This window comes from Rathayibacter sp. CAU 1779, assembly GCF_054551755.1.
Genome location: NZ_JBTOLK010000002.1, coordinates 558,492 through 575,984, shown reverse-complemented (window position 1 = coordinate 575,984; position 17,493 = coordinate 558,492). Strand labels below are relative to the sequence as shown.

Here is a 17,493-nt window from a genome sequence, read left to right as displayed (position 1 = left end):
GCGCCTACGGTCGCTTCCGCCGGACGAAGCGACCGCAAGGGCCAGGAACTCCGGGAGACGGCGAGGCGGGATGGCGGACAGACGTCCAGGGACCGTTTCGTACACTGGAAACCATGCGTGTTCTGGCAGCGATGAGCGGTGGGGTCGATTCCGCGGTGGCGGCGGCGCGCGCGGTGGACGCCGGACACGACGTCGTCGGCGTGCATCTCGCGCTAAGTCGCATGCCCGGAACACTGCGAACGGGCAGCCGCGGATGCTGCACCATCGAGGACTCGATGGACGCGCAGCGCGTGGCCAACATGATCGGCATTCCCTACTACGTGTGGGACTTCTCCGAGCGCTTCAAGCTCGACGTTGTCGACGACTTCATCGCCGAGTACTCGGCGGGTCGCACGCCGAATCCGTGCCTGCGCTGCAACGAGAAGATCAAGTTCGCCGCGCTGCTCGAGAAGGCGCTTGCGCTGGGCTTCGACGCCGTCTGCACGGGGCACTACGCGAGCATCCTGACGGATGCCAACGGCAACCGTGAGCTGCACCGCGCCGCGGCATGGGCGAAGGACCAGTCGTACGTGCTGGGTGTGCTCACCTCCGACCAGCTGGCACATGCGATGTTCCCGCTCGGTGCGACGCCGTCCAAGGCGGAGGTCAGGGCCGAGGCGGCCGAGCGAGGCTTCACCGTCGCGCAGAAGCCCGACTCGCACGACATCTGCTTCATCCCCGACGGAGACACGCGCGGATGGCTGGCCGAGCACGTCGGTACGGCTCCCGGCGAGATCGTGGACCGTTCCGGTGCCGTCGTCGGCAGCCACGAGGGTGCGACGGCGTACACGGTCGGACAACGTCGGGGCCTCGGCATCACGGTGCCGGCTCCTGACGGACGTCCCCGCTTCGTGCTCGAGGTGCGTCCCAAGGAGAACACGGTCGTGGTCGGTCCGAAGGAAGCGCTCGACATCGCGGAGCTGGCCGGATCCCGCCTCACCTGGGCCGGGCTGCCACCGAAGGATGCCGCGACCCCGTTCGCGTGCGAGGTGCAGATCCGCGCGCACGCCGACCCGGTGCCGGCGACGGCGTTCCTGCGTGACGGCGAGCTCGTCATCCGTCCCGAGACGCCGATCAACGGTGTCGCCACCGGTCAGAGCGCGGTCGTGTACGTCGGCACCCGCGTGCTCGGACAGTGCACCATCGACCGGACCGTCAGCGCGGTCCCCGTCGGCGCGTAGCCCGGAGCGTCCGCTCGACCTCCACGCGTCGGGTTGTCGGTGTTCGACGTGCGTTCCTGCTGCGGACCGGCGCGACACGCCGGCCAGCACAGGCTCGGCGGCGGCGTGTCGCCGCTGTGTGCCGCCGGAAGACACGCGGACGCGGTCAGCGCGTCGGGATCCGACGACCGAGACCGGCGGCGAACGCCGTCAGCAGACGGCGTCCCTCGTCCCATTCGCCCAGGCGGCTCGCCCGATTGAGATGTCCGTGAGGTCCGACGGTGATCAGGGGTGCCGACCACCACTCACTCAGCACGGCGAGATGCTCGAGGGAGGAGTACGGGTCGTCTTCGGAGGCGACGATGACGGACGGGATCGCGATCGGTTCGTGCGGCGCGCTGAAACCGGTCGCGGCCGCGGGGAACGCGGGTCCGTTCTCGTCCGGCGGCGCAACGAGGAAGGCACCGGCCGCGCGGCCGCCGCGAGCGATCCAGGATGCCGTGGCGAGGCATCCGAGACTGTGCGCGACCAGGAGGTCGTCGGCGCCCGCGACCCGGTCGATGGCTGCGATCCAGTCCTCTTCATCGGGTTCGGTGAAGGATGCCGGCGCGATCCGCACCGCGGACGGCCCAAGCGATTCCTGCCAGATCGACTGCCAGTGGTCGTGCGGCGAGTCGTCGATGCCGGGCACGATGACGATGCTCATGGATCTCCTTGGGGTGCGGGTGCGTCGCACACAGTCTGACGGATGCCGTCGGCGCCGCGTCCCGCCTCGAAGGACCACCCATCAACCGGAGCCTCAGGGCTCTCCGACGCGTCGGTGGTCCCTTCTAAACTCGACGACGTGACGGACATCCCCGCAGACTTCGATTCCGCCCGCGCCGAGTCGGAGGCGCTCCGCGATCGCATCGAGCGCAATCGCGTCGCGTACTACGAGGGCGGAAGCCTGATCAGCGACGCCGAGTACGACACCGACATCCATCGCCTGGAGGCGATCGAGCGGGAGTTCCCCGAGCTGGCAGGACAGGACAGCCCGACGCAGACGGTCGGCGCGGAGATCGCGTCGGCGGGGTTCCCGCCGCATCAGCACGCGGAGCGCATGCTCAGCCTCGACAACGTGTTCAGCGTCGACGAGCTGCGCGACTGGGCAGCGAAGACGGCGGATGCCGCCGGTCACCCTGTCCGCTGGCTCACGGAGGTCAAGATCGACGGCCTGGCCATCAGCCTGGCGTACCGCGACGGCGTGCTGGAGACCGCCACCACCCGCGGCGACGGCACCGTGGGGGAGAACATCACCGAGAACGTGGACTGGATCCCGTGCATCCCGCGACGCCTCACCGGCACCGGATGGCCGGAGTTCTTCGAGGTGCGCGGCGAGGTGTTCCTGAAGACCGCCGACTTCGAGTTCCTGAACGAGCGGCAGCACCAGCTCCAGGACCGCTACGTCGCCGAGCAGCTGGCGAAGGGCAAGCCGGAAGACGAGATCAAGACCCGCTTCCCCGAATTCGCGAACGCGCGCAACACCGCGGCGGGCAGCCTGCGCCAGCGGCGGGAGAACAAGTCGCCACAGGAGCTCGAACTGATGCGCGAGAGGCAGGGGAGGCTGTCGCTCTACCTCCACACTTTGGGCGCGTGGGCGAACCCGCCGATGACGACGCAGTCGGAGGGATACGACTTGCTGCGGTCCTGGGGCCTTCCCGTCTCACCGCACAACCGCGTGCTCGGCTCCATCGACGAGGTGGCCGCCTACATCGCCGAGATGGGTGAGAAGCGGCACTCGCTCGAGCACGAGATCGACGGCGTCGTCATCAAAGTGGACGACCTGGCCACGCACGACGAGCTCGGCGCCACCAGCCGTGCTCCTCGCTGGGCCATCGCGTACAAGTACCCGCCGGAGGAGGTCTTCACGAAACTGTTGGACATCCTGGTGGGCATCGGCCGCACCGGCCGCGCGACACCGTATGCCGTGATGGAACCGGTGAAGGTGGCGGGTAGCACGGTGCGGCAGGCCACCCTGCACAACCAGCAGGTCGTCAAGGCGAAGGGCGTGCTCATCGGAGACACCGTTGTGCTGCGCAAGGCGGGCGACGTCATCCCGGAGATCCTCGGTGCGGTGGAGGAGCGCCGAGACGGCACGGAACGCGAGTGGCGGATGCCGGAGTTCTGCCCCGAATGCGGCACCAGGCTGGCGCCGGCGAAGGAGGGCGACATCGACCTGCGCTGCCCGAACTCGCGCTCGTGCCCCGCCCAGGTGCGCGGACGCGTCGAGCACATCGCCGGCCGCGGATCCCTCGACATCGAGGCGCTCGGCGAAGTGGTTGCGGCGGCGCTCACCCAGCCGCTCAACCCTCCGACCCCGCCGCTGGCCACGGAGGCGGGCCTGTTCGACCTGACACTGGAGCGCATCTTCGACATCGAGGTGATCGTGCGCGACCACGAGACGGGACTTCCGAAGGAGGCGGAACCCGGAGAGCCGGGGCACGAGCTCACGACCGACGACGGCGTCACCATCCGCGTGCGCACCGACACGCCGTTCCGCAGGCAGCGCAAGCTCTCCGGCAAGGATGCCGACGGCCCGTTCGACCCGACCACCGAGGTTTTCGCAGGAACTCCGTCGCACGTCCCGTCGAAGACGGCGCACGACATGCTCGCCAATATCGACGCATCGAAGCAGAAGGAGTTCTGGCGATTCCTCGTCGCCCTGAACATCCGGCACGTCGGACCCGTGGCGGCGAGGGCGCTCGCCGGCTGGTTCGGATCCCTGGATGCCATCCGCGCGGCCTCCAGAGACGAGCTCGCAGCCGTGGACGGCGTTGGTGGCATCATCGCCGACGCGGTGCTGGCGTGGTTCGAGATCGACTGGCACCTGGACATCGTCGAACGGTGGACCGCGGCCGGCGTGCCGTTCGCGACGCCGGGGCATCCGGGGCCGGGCAAGGCGGGGGAGGCCGAGGGGCCGCTGGCCGGGCTGACCGTCGTGGCCACCGGATCCCTCGACGGCTTCACCAGGGAGGGCGCGCAAGAGGCGATCATCGCGGCCGGCGGCAAGGCTGCCTCGAGCGTGTCGAAGAAGACGGACTACGTGGCGGCAGGCCCTGGAGCCGGGTCGAAGCTGGCCAAGGCGGAGGAACTGGGGATCCCGGTGCTGGATGCCGCGCAGTTCGCCGTGTTGGTCACCGAAGGCCCCGCGGCACTGGGACTCGACACCGCGACAGCGGATGCGATCGACGAGGATGCGACCGACGAGGCGTAGCCGAGCCGCTGGACGGTGGCGGCGATCCAGTCCGTGAGGGCGTCGCTGTCGTCGAGGGCGTTGCCGAGCACGCGGTACCGGGCAAGGGATCCGGTACCCTCCCTGCACGCGCCGGGCAGCCCCGAAACCGGTGGCCGCTCGCGAATAGACTGGACGGCATCCCGTACGACGTTCTAACAACGGAGACGCATGCCCGACAACAGTGCTGCCCACCAAGGTGCAACACAGATCAGCGCCGACCAGGTGCGGCATCTGGCCGACTTGGCCCGCATCGATCTGAGCGAAGCCGAGCTCGAGAGCCTCACGGTCGAGCTCGCGCAGATCGTGGAATCCGTGGCGAAGGTGAGCGAGGTGGCGACGCCCGATGTGCCGGCCACGAGTCATCCGATCCCGATGGACAACGTGTTCCGCGAGGACGTCGTGGTGCCCGGCCTCACCGTGGAGCAGGCACTCTCGGGCGCGCCCGACCGTGAGGGCGACTTCTTCCGCGTGGCGCCAATCCTGGGCGAGGAGGCCTGATGAGCGACCTGACCAGGCTGTCCGCCGCCGAGCTGGCCGCGGGGCTCGCCGCATCCGAGGTCTCCAGCGAGGAGGTCACCCGCGCTCACCTCGACCGCATCGCTGCTGTGGACCCGGACGTGCACGCGTTCCTGCACGTGGCATCCACCAAGGCGATCGAGACTGCGAAGGCCGTCGACGCACGTCGCGCAGCCGGCGAGAAGCTGGGCGAGCTGGCCGGTGTGCCGGTGGCGGTCAAGGACGTGCTGTGCACGTACGACATGCCGTCCACCTCGGGGTCGAAGATCCTCGAGGGCTGGGTGCCGCCGTACGACGCGACGGTCGTTCGTCGTCTGCGTGAAGCGGACCTGATCCCGCTCGGCAAGACCAACATGGACGAGTTCGCCATGGGATCGTCCACCGAGCACTCCGCGTTCGGCCCGACCCGCAACCCCTGGGACCTGGAGCGGATCCCGGGAGGATCCGGCGGCGGATCGGCCGCGGCCGTCGCGGCGTTCGAGGCACCGTTCGCCCTCGGCAGCGACACGGGGGGATCCATCCGCCAGCCCGCTGCGGTGACCGGATCCGTGGGCGTCAAGCCGACGTACGGCGGTGTGAGCCGTTACGGCGCGATCGCCCTGGCCAGCTCGCTCGATCAGGTGGGGCCCGTCTCGCGCAGCGTCCTCGACGCCGCACTCCTGCACGATGTGATCGCCGGACACGATCCGCTCGACTCCACTTCGCTGACGGATGCCTGGCCCTCCATGGCCGACGCGGCTCGCGCAGGACAGCGCGACGACGCCCTCAAGGGTGTGCGTGTCGGCGTCGTGCGCGAGATCTCCGGAAGCGGAGAGGGGTTCCAGCCCGGCGTGAAGCAGCGCTTCGACGAGACGGTGCAGCTGCTCACGGCGGCAGGCGCCGAGGTTGTCGAGGTGTCCGCGCCGAGCTTCGAATACGCGGTGGCCGCGTATTACCTGATCCTCCCGGCAGAGGCGTCCAGCAACCTGGCACGGTTCGACTCCGTGCGCTTCGGCCTCCGCGTCTCGCCGGAGAGCGGTCAGGTGACGAGCGAGCGTGTGATGTCCGCGACGCGCGACGCCGGATTCGGACCCGAGGTGAAGCGTCGCATCATCCTCGGCACGTACGCCCTCAGCGCCGGCTACTACGACGCCTACTACGGCAGCGCGCAGAAGGTGCGCACGCTCATCCAGCGCGACTTCGCGGCAGCGTTCGACCAGGTCGACGTGCTGATCAGCCCCGCGGCGCCGACCACGGCGTTCAAGCTCGGGGAGAAGATCGACGACCCGCTGGCCATGTACCTCAACGACGTCACGACCATTCCGGCGAACCTCGCCGGCGTGCCGGGCCTGGCGCTGCCGATCGGGCTCGCCCCTGAGGACGATCTTCCGGTCGGCCTGCAGATCATGGCTCCCGCTCGCGAGGACGCCCGCCTCTACACCGTCGGTGCGGCGCTCGAACGGCTGCTCGAGTCCGGATGGGGTGGGCCGCTGCTCGGCCGTGCACCGCAGCTGAGCCAAACCGAGATGTTCGCGAGCGAGGAGGGAGCGGTCTGATGGCGAAAGACAAGCTGATGGATTACGAACGGGCCCTCGAACTCTTCGAGCCGGTGCTCGGTTTCGAGGTGCACGTCGAGCTGAACACGAAGACCAAGATGTTCTGCGGATGCGCGAACGAGTTCGGCTCCGGCGCGAACACCAACACGTGCCCCACGTGCCTCGGGCTCCCCGGCGGTCTGCCGCAGGTGAACCACAAGGCCATCGAGTCCAGCATCCGCCTGGGTCTCGCTCTCGGCTGCGGGATCGCGGAGAGTTCGCGGTTCGCCCGCAAGAACTACTTCTATCCGGACACGTCGAAGAACTTCCAGACGTCGCAGTACGACGAGCCGATCGCACACGACGGCGAGGTGACCGTCGAGCTGGAGAGCGGCCGTCAGGTCACGATCCAGATCGAGCGCGCGCACATGGAGGAGGACGCCGGCAAGCTCACGCACGCCGGCGCCACCGGCCGTATCCAGGGCGCCGACTACTCGCTCGTGGACTACAACCGCGGCGGCGTGCCGCTCGTCGAGATCGTCACGCGGATCATCGAGGGCGTTGACGGCGACGCGCCGGAGGTCGGGCGTGCATACGTTGCGCACATCCGCGAGCTCGTCAAGGCTCTCGGCGTCTCGAACGCACGCATGGAAGAGGGAAACGTGCGATGCGACGCCAATGTGTCGCTGCGCCGACGTGGTTCGACCACGCTGGGCACCCGCACCGAGACGAAGAACGTGAACTCGCTGCGCTCGGTGGAGCGTGCTGTGCGGTACGAGATCCAGCGGCAGGCGGCCATCCTGGACGCCGGTGGCACGATCACCCAGGAGACCCGTCACTGGCACGAGGACACCGGCACGACATCCGCAGGCCGTCCGAAGAGCGATGCAGACGACTACCGCTATTTCCCTGAGCCCGATCTCGTGCCCGTCGCGCCGAGCCGCGAATGGGTCGAGGAGCTTCGTGAGACGCTTCCGGAGCCGCCTGCCGCTCGCCGGGCACGACTGCGCGAGGCATGGGGCTTCACCGCTCTGGAGATGCAGGACGTCGTCAACGCCGACCTGCTCGACGTCGTCGAGGCGACCGTGGCGGAGGGTGCATCGGCCGCCGCCGCACGCAAGTGGTGGACGGGCGAACTCGCACGTGTCGCCAACGCGCGCGGTGTCGCGGTGACGACCCTGGCGTCCCCGCTGCACGTGTCGGAGCTGGTCGCCCTCGTCGAGAGCGGCGACCTCACCGATCGGCTCGCCCGGCAGGTGCTCGAGGGCGTCATCGACGGCGAGGGCTCCCCGTCGGAGGTCGTCGAGACCCGTGGCCTCAAGGTCGTGTCGGACGACGGCGCGCTGATCGCCGCGATCGACGACGCCCTGGCGGCGCAGCCGGACGTGCTGGCGAAGATCCGTGACGGCAAGGTGCAGGCCGCCGGTGCCGTGATCGGCGCGGTCATGAAGGCGATGAAGGGCCAGGCGGACGCCGCGCGCGTTCGAGAACTCGTGCTCGAGCGAGCGGCGCAGTAGCCACCGTCGGCGAGCCTGTCGGAATCGTGCTGCGAGGGCGGGTTTCGACAGGCTCGATCCGCAAGGATCGATTGTGCCGGGGAGAGCCCGATTCGACCCGCGAGAAACGGGTTCGACCTGGGGGAACAGCCTCGACCCACGCGATCACGGGCACATGTCGGATTCGCTGCACATGGGTCGACGTGTCTGTGAGTGACCGACGACGAAGGGAACGCTCATGCGATACCTGCTGCTGATCTGCACCGATCCGACGGGTGAGGACGAGGTGCCCGGCGACCTCACGATCGACGAGTGGGTCGCCGAGACCGATGGATCGGGCGAACGCATCGTCGGTGAACGGCTACCGGTCGAGACGTCCAAGGTGGTCCGACGCCGAGGCGAAAGAGTGCACGTGACGGATGGCCCGTTCGCCGAGTCGAAGGAGCAGATCGCGGGATTCGACCTGATCGAGGCTGACTCTCTCGAGCGTGCCCTGGAGATCGCCGCGCGGCATCCGATGGCCCGCGCCGGGCTCGTCGAGGTGCGGCAGTTCTCCACCGAGTGAAGCGCTCCCCGGATGCCGCGACGGCGTCCGGCGCTGCGTCGCGGCGGAGGCCAGAAATGGCCTCCGCTCCAAGCTCCAGCGCGCATGGAAGAATGGCCGGATGCCGGCAGACGCTCCCGAGACCGATCCGGAACTCATCGAACGGCTGCGCAGCGACCTCATCTCCGCTGATTTCAGTGTGCCTGCGCTCGAAGCACTGTGGGGCGAGGACGCGGCGGCTGCACTGTTCCGCGGGCAGCGCGTCGCCGCGAGGCGCGCTGCGGCTCCCGGCGTGGCGACCCGCGACCCGCTCGCCGTTCTCGGCACACTCTTCGTGCTGGGTCTGCCGGTGACCATCGACGCGCTCGATGCAGCCCTTCCCGAGCTCGGCGCAGGGGGCGCTGCGGATCTCGGTCTCCTCGATCTCGAGGCGGCGACCGGGTTCGCCCGTCCGCTGATCGACCTCCGTCCGTACGCGTTCGCGGACGAGCGCGGATCCGGATCCTGGTGGATCGCCTCCGATCTCGGCGAACTCGCGCTGGGACGGGCGCTGCGCGAGGACCATGTGCTCGGGGTCGGCGGCGCCTCGAACACGCTGAGCGCGATCATGATCCGCGAGCCGGTGGCATCCGCTCTCGATCTGGGGACCGGATGCGGCATCCAGGCTCTGCATGCCGCGCGCTACGCCGGCCGCGTGATCGCGACCGACATCTCAGAGCGTGCACTGCGGTTCGCAGAGTTCAATGCGCTGCTCGCAGGACTCGCCAACATCGAGTTCCGGCTGGGCAGCCTCTTCGACCCGGTCGCCGGCGAGCTCTTCGACCGCATCGTGTCGAATCCGCCGTTCGTCATCACCCCGCGCGTCGCAGGCGTACCCGAGTACGAGTATCGCGACGGCGGCCTGACCGGCGACAAGATCGTCGAGGCCGTGATGCGCGGTGTGCGCGAGCACCTGAGTCCGGGCGGCGTCGCCCAGTTCCTCGGCAACTGGGAGTACCACGGCGAGGGCGAGGCGTTCGACCGCGTGCGGGAATGGATCGGCGACGAGGGCGAGCCAGGAGCCCTCGACGCCTGGATCGTGGAACGCGAGCTGCAGGATGCTCCGCAGTACGCCGAGACGTGGATCCGCGACGGCGGCACTCGGGCCGGCACGCCCGACTTCGAACGCCTCACGGATGCCTGGCTCGACGACTTCGAAGCCCGCGACGTGCACTACGTCGGCTTCGGCTACGTCACGCTGCGCCGCCCGATCGAGGCCGTCACGCTTCGTCGCTTCGAGTCGGTGGAATCGTCCGGAACCGCCGAGGGAGGCCTCGGTGCCCACCTGGCGCGCGGGCTGCGGATGGGCGAGTGGTTGGCATCCGTCAGCGATGAGCAGCTCCGTCTCGCGACGCTGGTCACCGCATCCGATGTCACGGAGGAGCGCCACTACTGGCCGGGCGCCGACGATCCGACGGTGATCGCTCTCGTGCAGGGCAGCGGATTCGGACGTCGCACCGCGATCGACACCGGCCTCGCCGGCTTCGTGGGGGCGTGTGACGGTGACCTTCCCGCCGGGGTGATCATCGGCGCGCTCGCCGACCTCCTCGACGTGGATGCCGCCGCGCTCGGGTCGGAGCTGCTGCCGCGCATCCGCGAGCTCGTCTTCGTCGGTGTGCTCGAGCCGTCGGGCATCGGCTGACCGACGCAGCGAATGCGCGACGCGCGTCGGCATTCGATGCGCCCGCACGAGCACGCACCGATGGCAACAACTGTGGTCGCCGACGTGACCGGCTTCCCTAGACTTGACGGCGTGACCGCCCCCGCTCGAAACACCACAGCCTCCGCACGCTCCACCGGCGGCCGCATCGCCATCGCCGCCGTGCTCGATCTCGTGCTCGTGCTCGTCTTCGTGCTGATCGGCCGCGGCAGCCACGGCGAGAACGTCATCGGCGGAGCACTCGTCACCTTCTGGCCGTTCGCCGTCGGAGCGATCGTCGGATGGCTCGCCGCACTCGCCTGGCGGCGCCCGTTCGCGCTCTGGCCGACCGGCGTCATCGTGTGGCTTGCCACGCTCGTGGTCGGCATGCTGCTGCGGGTCGTCAGCGGGCAGGGCATCGCCGTGTCGTTCGTGATCGTCGCCGCGATCGTGCTCGCCGTGTTCCTCATCGGATGGCGGGCCGTCGCCCTGGCCGTGCGGGCGATCACGGCGCGACGCGGATAGGGACGTCATCCTCGTGTCCCGCCTCACGGAACCGCTGCGTGCCAGACTTCAGGAGACCCTGAGCGGCCAGCAGACAGGGGTTCCCGGCTGGGTGCGCGAGTTCGAGACCGGAACCGATCCCGGATTCTTCGGTCCGGATTCGGCGGTGTGGGCCGTGCACGGCGGCATGCCGACCCTCGTTGCCGGCATCCGAGCACTGCTCATGCAGGCACTGCATCCCGGGGCGCTTGCCGGGGTGTACGACAGGTCGCGGTTCAGGGAGGATCCGCTCGGCCGGCTGAACGGCACCATCCGCTGGATCTTCACGGTCAGCTACGGCGACACGACGCAGGCGATGGCAGGGTCGGCGTGGGTGAAGCGACTGCACGAGCACGTGGTCGGCGACTACGTCGACGGGCACGGACGTGCCGCGAGCTATGCGGCCAACGATCCGCACCTCTCCACCTGGGTGCACCTGGCGTTCACCGACGCCTTCTTGACGGCCCACGAGACCTGGGGCGGCCGGATTCCCGGTGGGTCCGACGCCTACGTGGAGCAGTGGGCGATCGCCGGCGACCTGATGGGCGTGCCGAACCCGCCGCGCTCGCGGGCAGAGCTGAAGTCGGCGCTGCACGCCTTCGCCGATGCGGGTGAGCTGCGCTGCGACGACCGCACCCGAGAGGTCGTCGGGTTCGTGAAGCGGGCTCCGGTGCGCCGGAGCCTCCGCCCTTCGTACGCCGTGCTCTTCGCCGGTGCCGTCGCGTCTCTCGAGCCGCGCTTCCGCGATCTGCTCGGACTGCGGATGCCACGCCTCGGCCCGATCCCGCTCCCGGTCGTGTCGGCCACGGGCCTGGTGCTCAGGGGAGCGGGCGCCCTGCTCGGCCCGCAGACCGCGGGGGAGAAGGCCGCCCGCGTCCGTCTGGAGGCGCTGCGCGCCTGAAGCGCCGATCGGCCGGCCCTGAACCCGTCAGTGATGGAACCCACCGGATGCCCGAACCTGCCCGTGTGGGAGCACCGCGGCGACGAGGGCCCCGGCCACGAACGCGACGCCCGCGGCGAGTCCGAAGACCGCTCCGGATCCGCTAGCGCTGACGGCGACGAGCGCGGGGACGGATGCCAGAAGCACCCCGATCCCGCCTCCCACCTCGTGCACGGTGTTGACGGCTCCGGATGCGGCGCCGGCGTCGGCCGCCGACACGCCTGAGGTGGCCGTGGCGGTGGCCGTCACAAGCGCGGGACCCAGACCGAGCGCGGCGACGGCCACGCCGACGACAATCGACGGAACGCTGTGCGGAATGAGCCAGGCGATCGTGAAGCCGATCACGACGACGATGAACCCTGCCGCGCCGACGACTCGAGCCGGCATCCGACCAAGCAGGTGCGCGCCGACCTGAGCGCCCACCGCCACCGCGACGGCGGCGGGAACGAAGGCGAGGCCGGCCGACAGCGCGCCGAATCCCACCCCATCCTGCAGCGCGATCGTGAGCGTGAAGAACGATCCGATCAGCAGCATGCTGGCCAGCAGCATGGTGATCACACCGCTGCCGACGGATCGGGAGCGAAGGGTCCGGAAGGTCGCGCTCAGCCTTTCGCCCGTCGTGAGTGCTTCCTTCGCCTCGTGAAGGCCGTGCTCGTCACCTGCGCCGGCCCGCCTCGACAGCAGGGACGCCCTGACGACTACGAGGATCAGGATCCCCACCACGATGCCGACGGGGACGTTGACCAGGAAGACCGATCGCCAGCCGCCGGCCTGGATGAGAACGCCTCCCAGAACGGCACCGATCGCGGATCCTGCGCCACCGATGCCCGCCCACACCGCGAGCGCGCGGTTCCGCACTGGCCCCTGGAACAGAGAGAGCACGAGTCCGAGGGCAGCCGGGGAGAGCAGTGCCGCTCCGATGCCCTGTGTCACCCGCGAGCCGATGAGCATGCCGGCATCCGCAGCGACGGACGCGCCGAGCGAAGCGATCGTGAAGAGTGCGAGGCCGGCCACGAATGCGGTGCGGAGGCCGAGGCGGTCCGCGAGGATGCCGCCGACGATGAGCAGCAGACCGAACGGCAGGGAATATGCCGCGATCACCCAGCCGAGAGAAGGTCCGAGCCCGAGTCCGCTGTCGATCGTGGGCAGCGCCACATTCACGACTGTCACGTCCAGGATCAGCATGAACTGAGCGACGCAGATGAGTGAGAGCGCCCACCATCGACGCGCACCCGCCCTGGACTTTCCGGTGCGGACAGAACTGGAGGGTGCCGCGGTCGGTGTGCGATCCGCAGCGAGGGGGTGCGACATGATTTCCTCCTAAGCTGTACATATATGTTCGGAATAATGGGTTAAACTAAACACTGGTGTACAAGAAAAGCAAGAGGCCATGATGGGATGCATCGATCGAGGAGCGAGGACGGCATGACACGGCAGCGAGCGACACGGTCGGACTCGGCGCGCAACAGGGAACGGATCCTCGACGCCGCGATGCAGTGCCTGCTGGCAGATCCGAACGCGACCATGTCGGCGATCGCCCAGACTGCCGGCGTCGGACGCGTCACCCTCTATGCACATTTCGAGTCACGGCCGGCACTCGTCGCGGCGTTGTTCGCCCAGACCGTCGAGGAATCCGACGCATCGCTGGAATCCCTCCCGCTCGGGGGTGATCCCGCGGCGGCTCTCGATGTGCTCACCCGGTCGTCGTGGCGCATCGTTGCGCGATTCCATGCCGTGCTGGGGACGGCTCGCGACGAGCTCGGCGAGGATGCGGTGCGCGTGCAGATGGAACGCGCGCTCGGCAGGGTGCGCGCCGTGATAGAGCGGGGGCAGGCATCCGGTGCGTTTCGCGCGGATCAGTCGGCGGAGTGGCTGACCTTCTGCTACCTGGCGATCGTGCACGGCGCGTCGGATGAGATCCGCAACGGACGACTGACGGATGCCGACGCGACGGAATGGGTGCCGGCGACGGTGTCCGCGATCGTCAAGCGGCCCTGAACGAGCGGGGCGAAGCGGCTGGCGGCTCTGCGACCTCCTGCGCTGGCTCAGGGAACTCGGTCGGCTGGCCGCGGCGTCGAACTCGGGCCCGTCAGCCCCACACGCGTTCGGCGATGTCCACGGCCGAGCGCACCTTCGCCCACTGCTGATCCTCGGTGAGCACGTTGCCCTCTTCGGTGGACGCGAAGCCGCACTGTGGGCTGAGCGCGAGCTGCTCGAGCGGGGCGAACTCGGCTGCCTCGCGGATGCGCGCCGTCACATCCGCGGGATCTTCGAGAGTTCCCGACTTCGAGGTGATGAGTCCGAGCACGACGGTCTTGTCGCCGTGGGGCAGGTGGCGCAGCGGCTCGAATCCGCCGGCGCGGTCCGTGTCGTACTCCAGGAAGTAGCCGTCGTAGCCGGTGCGGGCGAGCAGCGGTTCCGCCACCGGCTCGTATCCGCCCGAGGAGATCCACGTGGAGCGGAAGTTGCCACGACACACGTGCGTCGTCACGACGAGGTCGTCCGGCTTGTCGTGCAGCGATTCGTTCAGCAGCTCGGCGTAGGCGTCGGCGAGGTGGTCGATGGTGATGCCGCGGTCGGCGGCCTTCTGCAGCTCGACCTCGGAGCACAGGTAGGCCCAGGCCGTGTCGTCGAACTGGAGGTAGCGGCATCCGGCGTCGTAGAACGCACGAATGGCGTCGCGGTACGTCTGCGCGAGGTCCGCGAAGAGTGCGTCGCGGTCGGAGTAGAGACCATCGGCGACGGCGCCCTTCTCGAGACGGAAGTGCAGCACCGTCGGCGCCGGGATGCACATCTTGGGCAGCACCGTCGTGTTCTCCCGCACGAACGCGAAATGGTCGAGCATCGGATGATGGTCGGGGAACCGGATCGGCCCGTCCACCCGGATGCCGCGATGCGAGGTCTGCACGCCGGTGAACTGGATGCCGTGGTCCTGCTCGACGATGTCGACCCCGTCGAGCATGCCGAAGAAGTCGAAGTGCCACCACGAACGGCGGAACTCACCGTCGGTGACGGCGCGGAGGCCGGCTGTCTCCTGTTTGCGGATGACGTCGAGGATCGCCGCATCCTCGACGGATGCCAGCCTGGCGTCGTCGAGCTCGTGGCGCGCATGCGCGGCGCGTGCCTCGTGCACGGCATCGGGACGGAGGAAGCTGCCGACGATGTCGGCCCGGAACGGAGGTTCGATGCTCACCGCACCAGCCTAGGTCGGACGGGTCAGCGTGCGACGAATGACGGCATCCGCTCCGTGGTCGGCTGCGTCCGGTCATCGCGGGCTTCGCCGACCGGGTCGGTGCCGATATCACCGACCGGGGCGATTACGGCCGAAGCCCCGCGACCAGGTTGACGGTCGCGGCGAGCACGACGGTGCCGAACACGTAGGAGAGCAGCGTGTGGCGCAGAATCACCGACCGCAGCTGCGTGGTGCGCACGGTGGTGTCTGACACCTGGAAGGTCATGCCGAGGTCGAACGACAGGTACGCGAAGTCGACGTAGCGCGGATCCTCGTCGTCATTGAAGTCGATGCCGCCGACCGGTTCCGTGTAGTAAATGCGGGCGTAGCGGAGCGTGTAGAGCGTGTGCAGCAGCACCCAGGACAGCGCGACACTGACGACCGCGGTGATGGCACCTGCCGCGGCAGGAACTCCGTGGCTCTGGCTGGTGTGCACCAGCAGGATGGCCACCGCGCCCAGGCTCGCGATCGAGATCGCCACGATCAGGAGCTCGCTGACCACGCGGCCGGGGTCCTCTCGTGTCGCGTGCACGCGCGTCGCCGCACCGTCGAAGCGTCCGATCGCGAGCCACACCCAGGAGATATACGTGGCGCACGCCGCGGCCCAGCCGACGACGGGCGAGTACCACCAGGATCCGGTGAGTGCGACGATGACGCCGGCGACGAGGCCGACCGCGATCATGGCGAACATGCGCAGTCGCGAGCGGTTGCGACCCTTCGGATCGAGTGTGATGGACACGCCCCGATGCTGGCACGGAGCCCGTTGTCGCTCGCGTCGGCGCGCCGCCGACCCGTCCCAGCTGGACGCATCCGGTGAGGTCGAGGCTACGGGCCACGCCGGAAGGAGCGGCTGCGCTCAGACCTGCTCCGTGCGCTTCACGAGCTGGTCGACGACCTGGCGCCTCAGCACCTTGCCAACGATCGATCTCGGCAGCTCGTCCACCTCGAACACGCGGCGCGGCACCTTGTACGGCGTCATCGTGGCGCGTGCGAAGGCCCGGATCGCGTCTTCGTCGAACGGCGCGCCCGGCTTCATGATGACCGCGGCCACGACATCCTCGCCGCCGCGAGAGTGCGGGAGTCCGACGACGGAGACGTCGGCGATGCCGTCGTACGCGCGCAGCTCGTCCTCCACCTCGGTCGGGGCCACGTTGAAGCCGCCCGTGATGATGAGCTCCTTGATGCGGTCGACGATGCGCACGAATCCCTCGTCGTCCATGACGACGATGTCGCCGGTGTGCAGCCAACCGTCGGGATCCAGCACTTTGGCAGTCTCCTCCGGCTTGCGCCAGTATCCGCCGAAGATCTGCGGCCCGCGCGCCTGCAGCTCGCCTGCCTCGCCGTGCGGGAGCACATGCTCCGGGTCGTCGGGATCCACGACGCGAAGCTCGGTGCTCGGGAGCGGAAGACCGACCGTGCCGGCTTTGCGTGTGGAACCGACCGGGTTCGCCATGAGCACGGGAGACGCCTCGGTCAGGCCGTAGCCCTCCACCAGGAAGCCGCCCGACTCCTTCTCCCACATGTCCACGATGGTCTGCGGCAGGCTCATCGCCCCGGAGATCGCGATCTCGATGCCGGCGAGCGACACGCCCTTGGCTTTCGCCGCCTTCACCAGCCGTTCGTAGATCGGGGGCACGGCGGGAAGGAACGTCGGCACACGCTTCTTCATCACCTGCAGCACCATGTCGGGATCGAAGTTCGGGAAGAGCACCAGCCGGGCACCCATGCTCATCGCGAAGGTCAGGCACAGTGTGAGCCCGTATGCGTGGAACAACGGCAGCACCGCATAGACCACGGATGTCCCGCGCGGCACCGCAGGCACCCATGCCCGTGCCTGTGCTGCGTTCGCCGCGAGGTTGCCGTGCGAGAGCATGACGCCCTTCGGCGTGCCCGTGGTGCCGCTCGTGTACTGGATGAGCGCGAGGTCGTCGACCTCCGGACGCGGAACGGATGCTGCGATCGGCTCCGCCTTCAGCAACGCGTCCCAACGAACCACGGTTCCCGTGACCTTCGCCCGAAGCTGCGCACGCGATGCGCGTGCCTTCTTCAGCGGCAGGCTCAGGGCGAAGCGCAGACGCGCAGGCATGGCATCCACGATGTCGACGGCGACGATGTGCCGCAGCCCGACGTCCTCCGGCATGTCCTGCAAAGTGGCGACAACCTTGGTCCACGCGATGGCCACCGTGGCGCCGTGATCTTCGAACTGGTGCCGCATCTCACGCGGCGTGTAGAGCGGGTTGTGCTCCACGATCACAGCGCCCAGCCGCAGCGCGGCGTAGAACGCGATGACGTGCTGGGGGCAGTTCGGCAGCACGATCGCCACCCGGTCGCCCGCCTTCACACCGAGTGCGGAGAGGCCGCCGGCGACGTGGTCGATCGCGTCGCTCAGCTGCCGGTAGGTGGTCGTCGCTCCGAAGAACTCGAGCGCGACATGATCCGCGTACTGGGAGGCGGAGTCCTCGATGAGGTGGGGAAGCGACTCGGCGGGCGGATCGATGTCGGCTGGAACGCCCTCCGCGTAGCTCGACAGCCAGGGACGCTCACCCGCGATGCTCAT

General features: G+C 68.9%; 15 protein-coding genes. 10 read left to right on the top strand and 5 right to left on the bottom strand.

The annotated features are described in order from the left end of the window. The first annotated feature begins 113 nt into the window (after positions 1-113). A complete protein-coding gene (gene mnmA / locus ACX9R5_RS13650) occupies positions 114-1,220 on the top strand; it encodes a tRNA 2-thiouridine(34) synthase MnmA (RefSeq protein WP_459409570.1) in 1,107 nt (368 codons plus the stop codon). Between the two features lie 145 nt (positions 1,221-1,365). Here the strand turns inward: mnmA and ACX9R5_RS13645 are convergent, their stop codons facing one another. Continuing rightward, positions 1,366-1,905: an RBBP9/YdeN family alpha/beta hydrolase gene (locus ACX9R5_RS13645; RefSeq protein ID WP_459409569.1), complete on the bottom strand. Its 540-nt coding sequence runs from the start codon at positions 1,903-1,905 to the stop codon at positions 1,366-1,368. A 138-nt stretch (positions 1,906-2,043) separates the two neighbouring features. On the opposite strand from ACX9R5_RS13645, the gene ligA reads away from it, so the two are divergent. The 8 genes from ligA to ACX9R5_RS13605 all read left to right on the top strand — a co-directional run bounded on the left by ligA (position 2,044) and on the right by ACX9R5_RS13605 (position 11,665). Beyond that, on the top strand, positions 2,044-4,452 hold the full coding sequence (gene ligA / locus ACX9R5_RS13640; protein WP_459409568.1) for an NAD-dependent DNA ligase LigA: 2,409 nt from the start codon (positions 2,044-2,046) through the stop codon (positions 4,450-4,452). Between the two features lie 189 nt (positions 4,453-4,641). Next, entirely contained in the window at positions 4,642-4,971 is a 330-nt protein-coding gene (gatC, locus tag ACX9R5_RS13635; protein ID WP_459409567.1) for an Asp-tRNA(Asn)/Glu-tRNA(Gln) amidotransferase subunit GatC, read from the top strand. Further along, entirely contained in the window at positions 4,971-6,524 is a 1,554-nt protein-coding gene (gatA, locus tag ACX9R5_RS13630) for an Asp-tRNA(Asn)/Glu-tRNA(Gln) amidotransferase subunit GatA (RefSeq protein ID WP_459409566.1), read from the top strand. Before gatC ends, gatA begins: the two co-directional genes overlap by 1 nt. Beyond that, on the top strand, positions 6,524-8,020 hold the full coding sequence (gene gatB, locus ACX9R5_RS13625; protein WP_459409565.1) for an Asp-tRNA(Asn)/Glu-tRNA(Gln) amidotransferase subunit GatB: 1,497 nt from the start codon (positions 6,524-6,526) through the stop codon (positions 8,018-8,020). The genes gatA and gatB overlap by 1 nt, the downstream gene beginning before the upstream one ends. Before the next feature lie 217 nt (positions 8,021-8,237). Next, on the top strand, positions 8,238-8,564 hold the full coding sequence (locus tag ACX9R5_RS13620) for a YciI family protein (RefSeq protein ID WP_459409564.1): 327 nt from the start codon (positions 8,238-8,240) through the stop codon (positions 8,562-8,564). A 100-nt stretch (positions 8,565-8,664) separates the two neighbouring features. Then, positions 8,665-10,224 (top strand): DUF7059 domain-containing protein, encoded by a 1,560-nt coding sequence (locus tag ACX9R5_RS13615; protein ID WP_459409563.1) that lies wholly within the window; start codon positions 8,665-8,667, stop codon positions 10,222-10,224. Positions 10,225-10,335: 111 nt separating this feature from the next. Further along, a complete protein-coding gene (locus ACX9R5_RS13610) occupies positions 10,336-10,746 on the top strand; it encodes a DUF3054 domain-containing protein (protein WP_459409562.1) in 411 nt (136 codons plus the stop codon). Between the two features lie 13 nt (positions 10,747-10,759). Continuing rightward, complete coding sequence (locus tag ACX9R5_RS13605; RefSeq protein ID WP_459409561.1) at positions 10,760-11,665, top strand: oxygenase MpaB family protein; 906 nt, start codon at positions 10,760-10,762, stop codon at positions 11,663-11,665. A gap of 27 nt (positions 11,666-11,692) precedes the next feature. On the opposite strand, the gene ACX9R5_RS13600 is transcribed toward ACX9R5_RS13605, so the two are convergent. After that, positions 11,693-13,015 (bottom strand): MFS transporter, encoded by a 1,323-nt coding sequence (locus tag ACX9R5_RS13600; RefSeq protein WP_459409560.1) that lies wholly within the window; start codon positions 13,013-13,015, stop codon positions 11,693-11,695. 114 nt (positions 13,016-13,129) lie between these two features. Here ACX9R5_RS13600 and ACX9R5_RS13595 point away from each other — a divergent pair, with 114 nt between their 5' ends. Beyond that, positions 13,130-13,702 carry a TetR/AcrR family transcriptional regulator gene (locus tag ACX9R5_RS13595; RefSeq protein WP_459409559.1) on the top strand — a complete coding sequence of 191 codons (573 nt, stop codon included), beginning with the start codon at positions 13,130-13,132 and terminating at the stop codon, positions 13,700-13,702. 91 nt (positions 13,703-13,793) lie between these two features. On the opposite strand, the gene ACX9R5_RS13590 is transcribed toward ACX9R5_RS13595, so the two are convergent. The 3 genes from ACX9R5_RS13590 to ACX9R5_RS13580 form a co-directional block, all read right to left on the bottom strand. Next, positions 13,794-14,897, bottom strand: a complete 1,104-nt coding sequence (locus ACX9R5_RS13590) for a 5-methyltetrahydropteroyltriglutamate--homocysteine S-methyltransferase (RefSeq protein ID WP_459409558.1) — start codon at positions 14,895-14,897, stop codon at positions 13,794-13,796. A 124-nt stretch (positions 14,898-15,021) separates the two neighbouring features. Then, positions 15,022-15,675 (bottom strand): DUF1345 domain-containing protein, encoded by a 654-nt coding sequence (locus ACX9R5_RS13585; protein WP_459409557.1) that lies wholly within the window; start codon positions 15,673-15,675, stop codon positions 15,022-15,024. A 117-nt stretch (positions 15,676-15,792) separates the two neighbouring features. Next, positions 15,793-17,493, bottom strand: coding sequence for a long-chain-fatty-acid--CoA ligase (locus ACX9R5_RS13580; protein ID WP_459409556.1), 1,701 nt, complete (start codon positions 17,491-17,493; stop codon positions 15,793-15,795).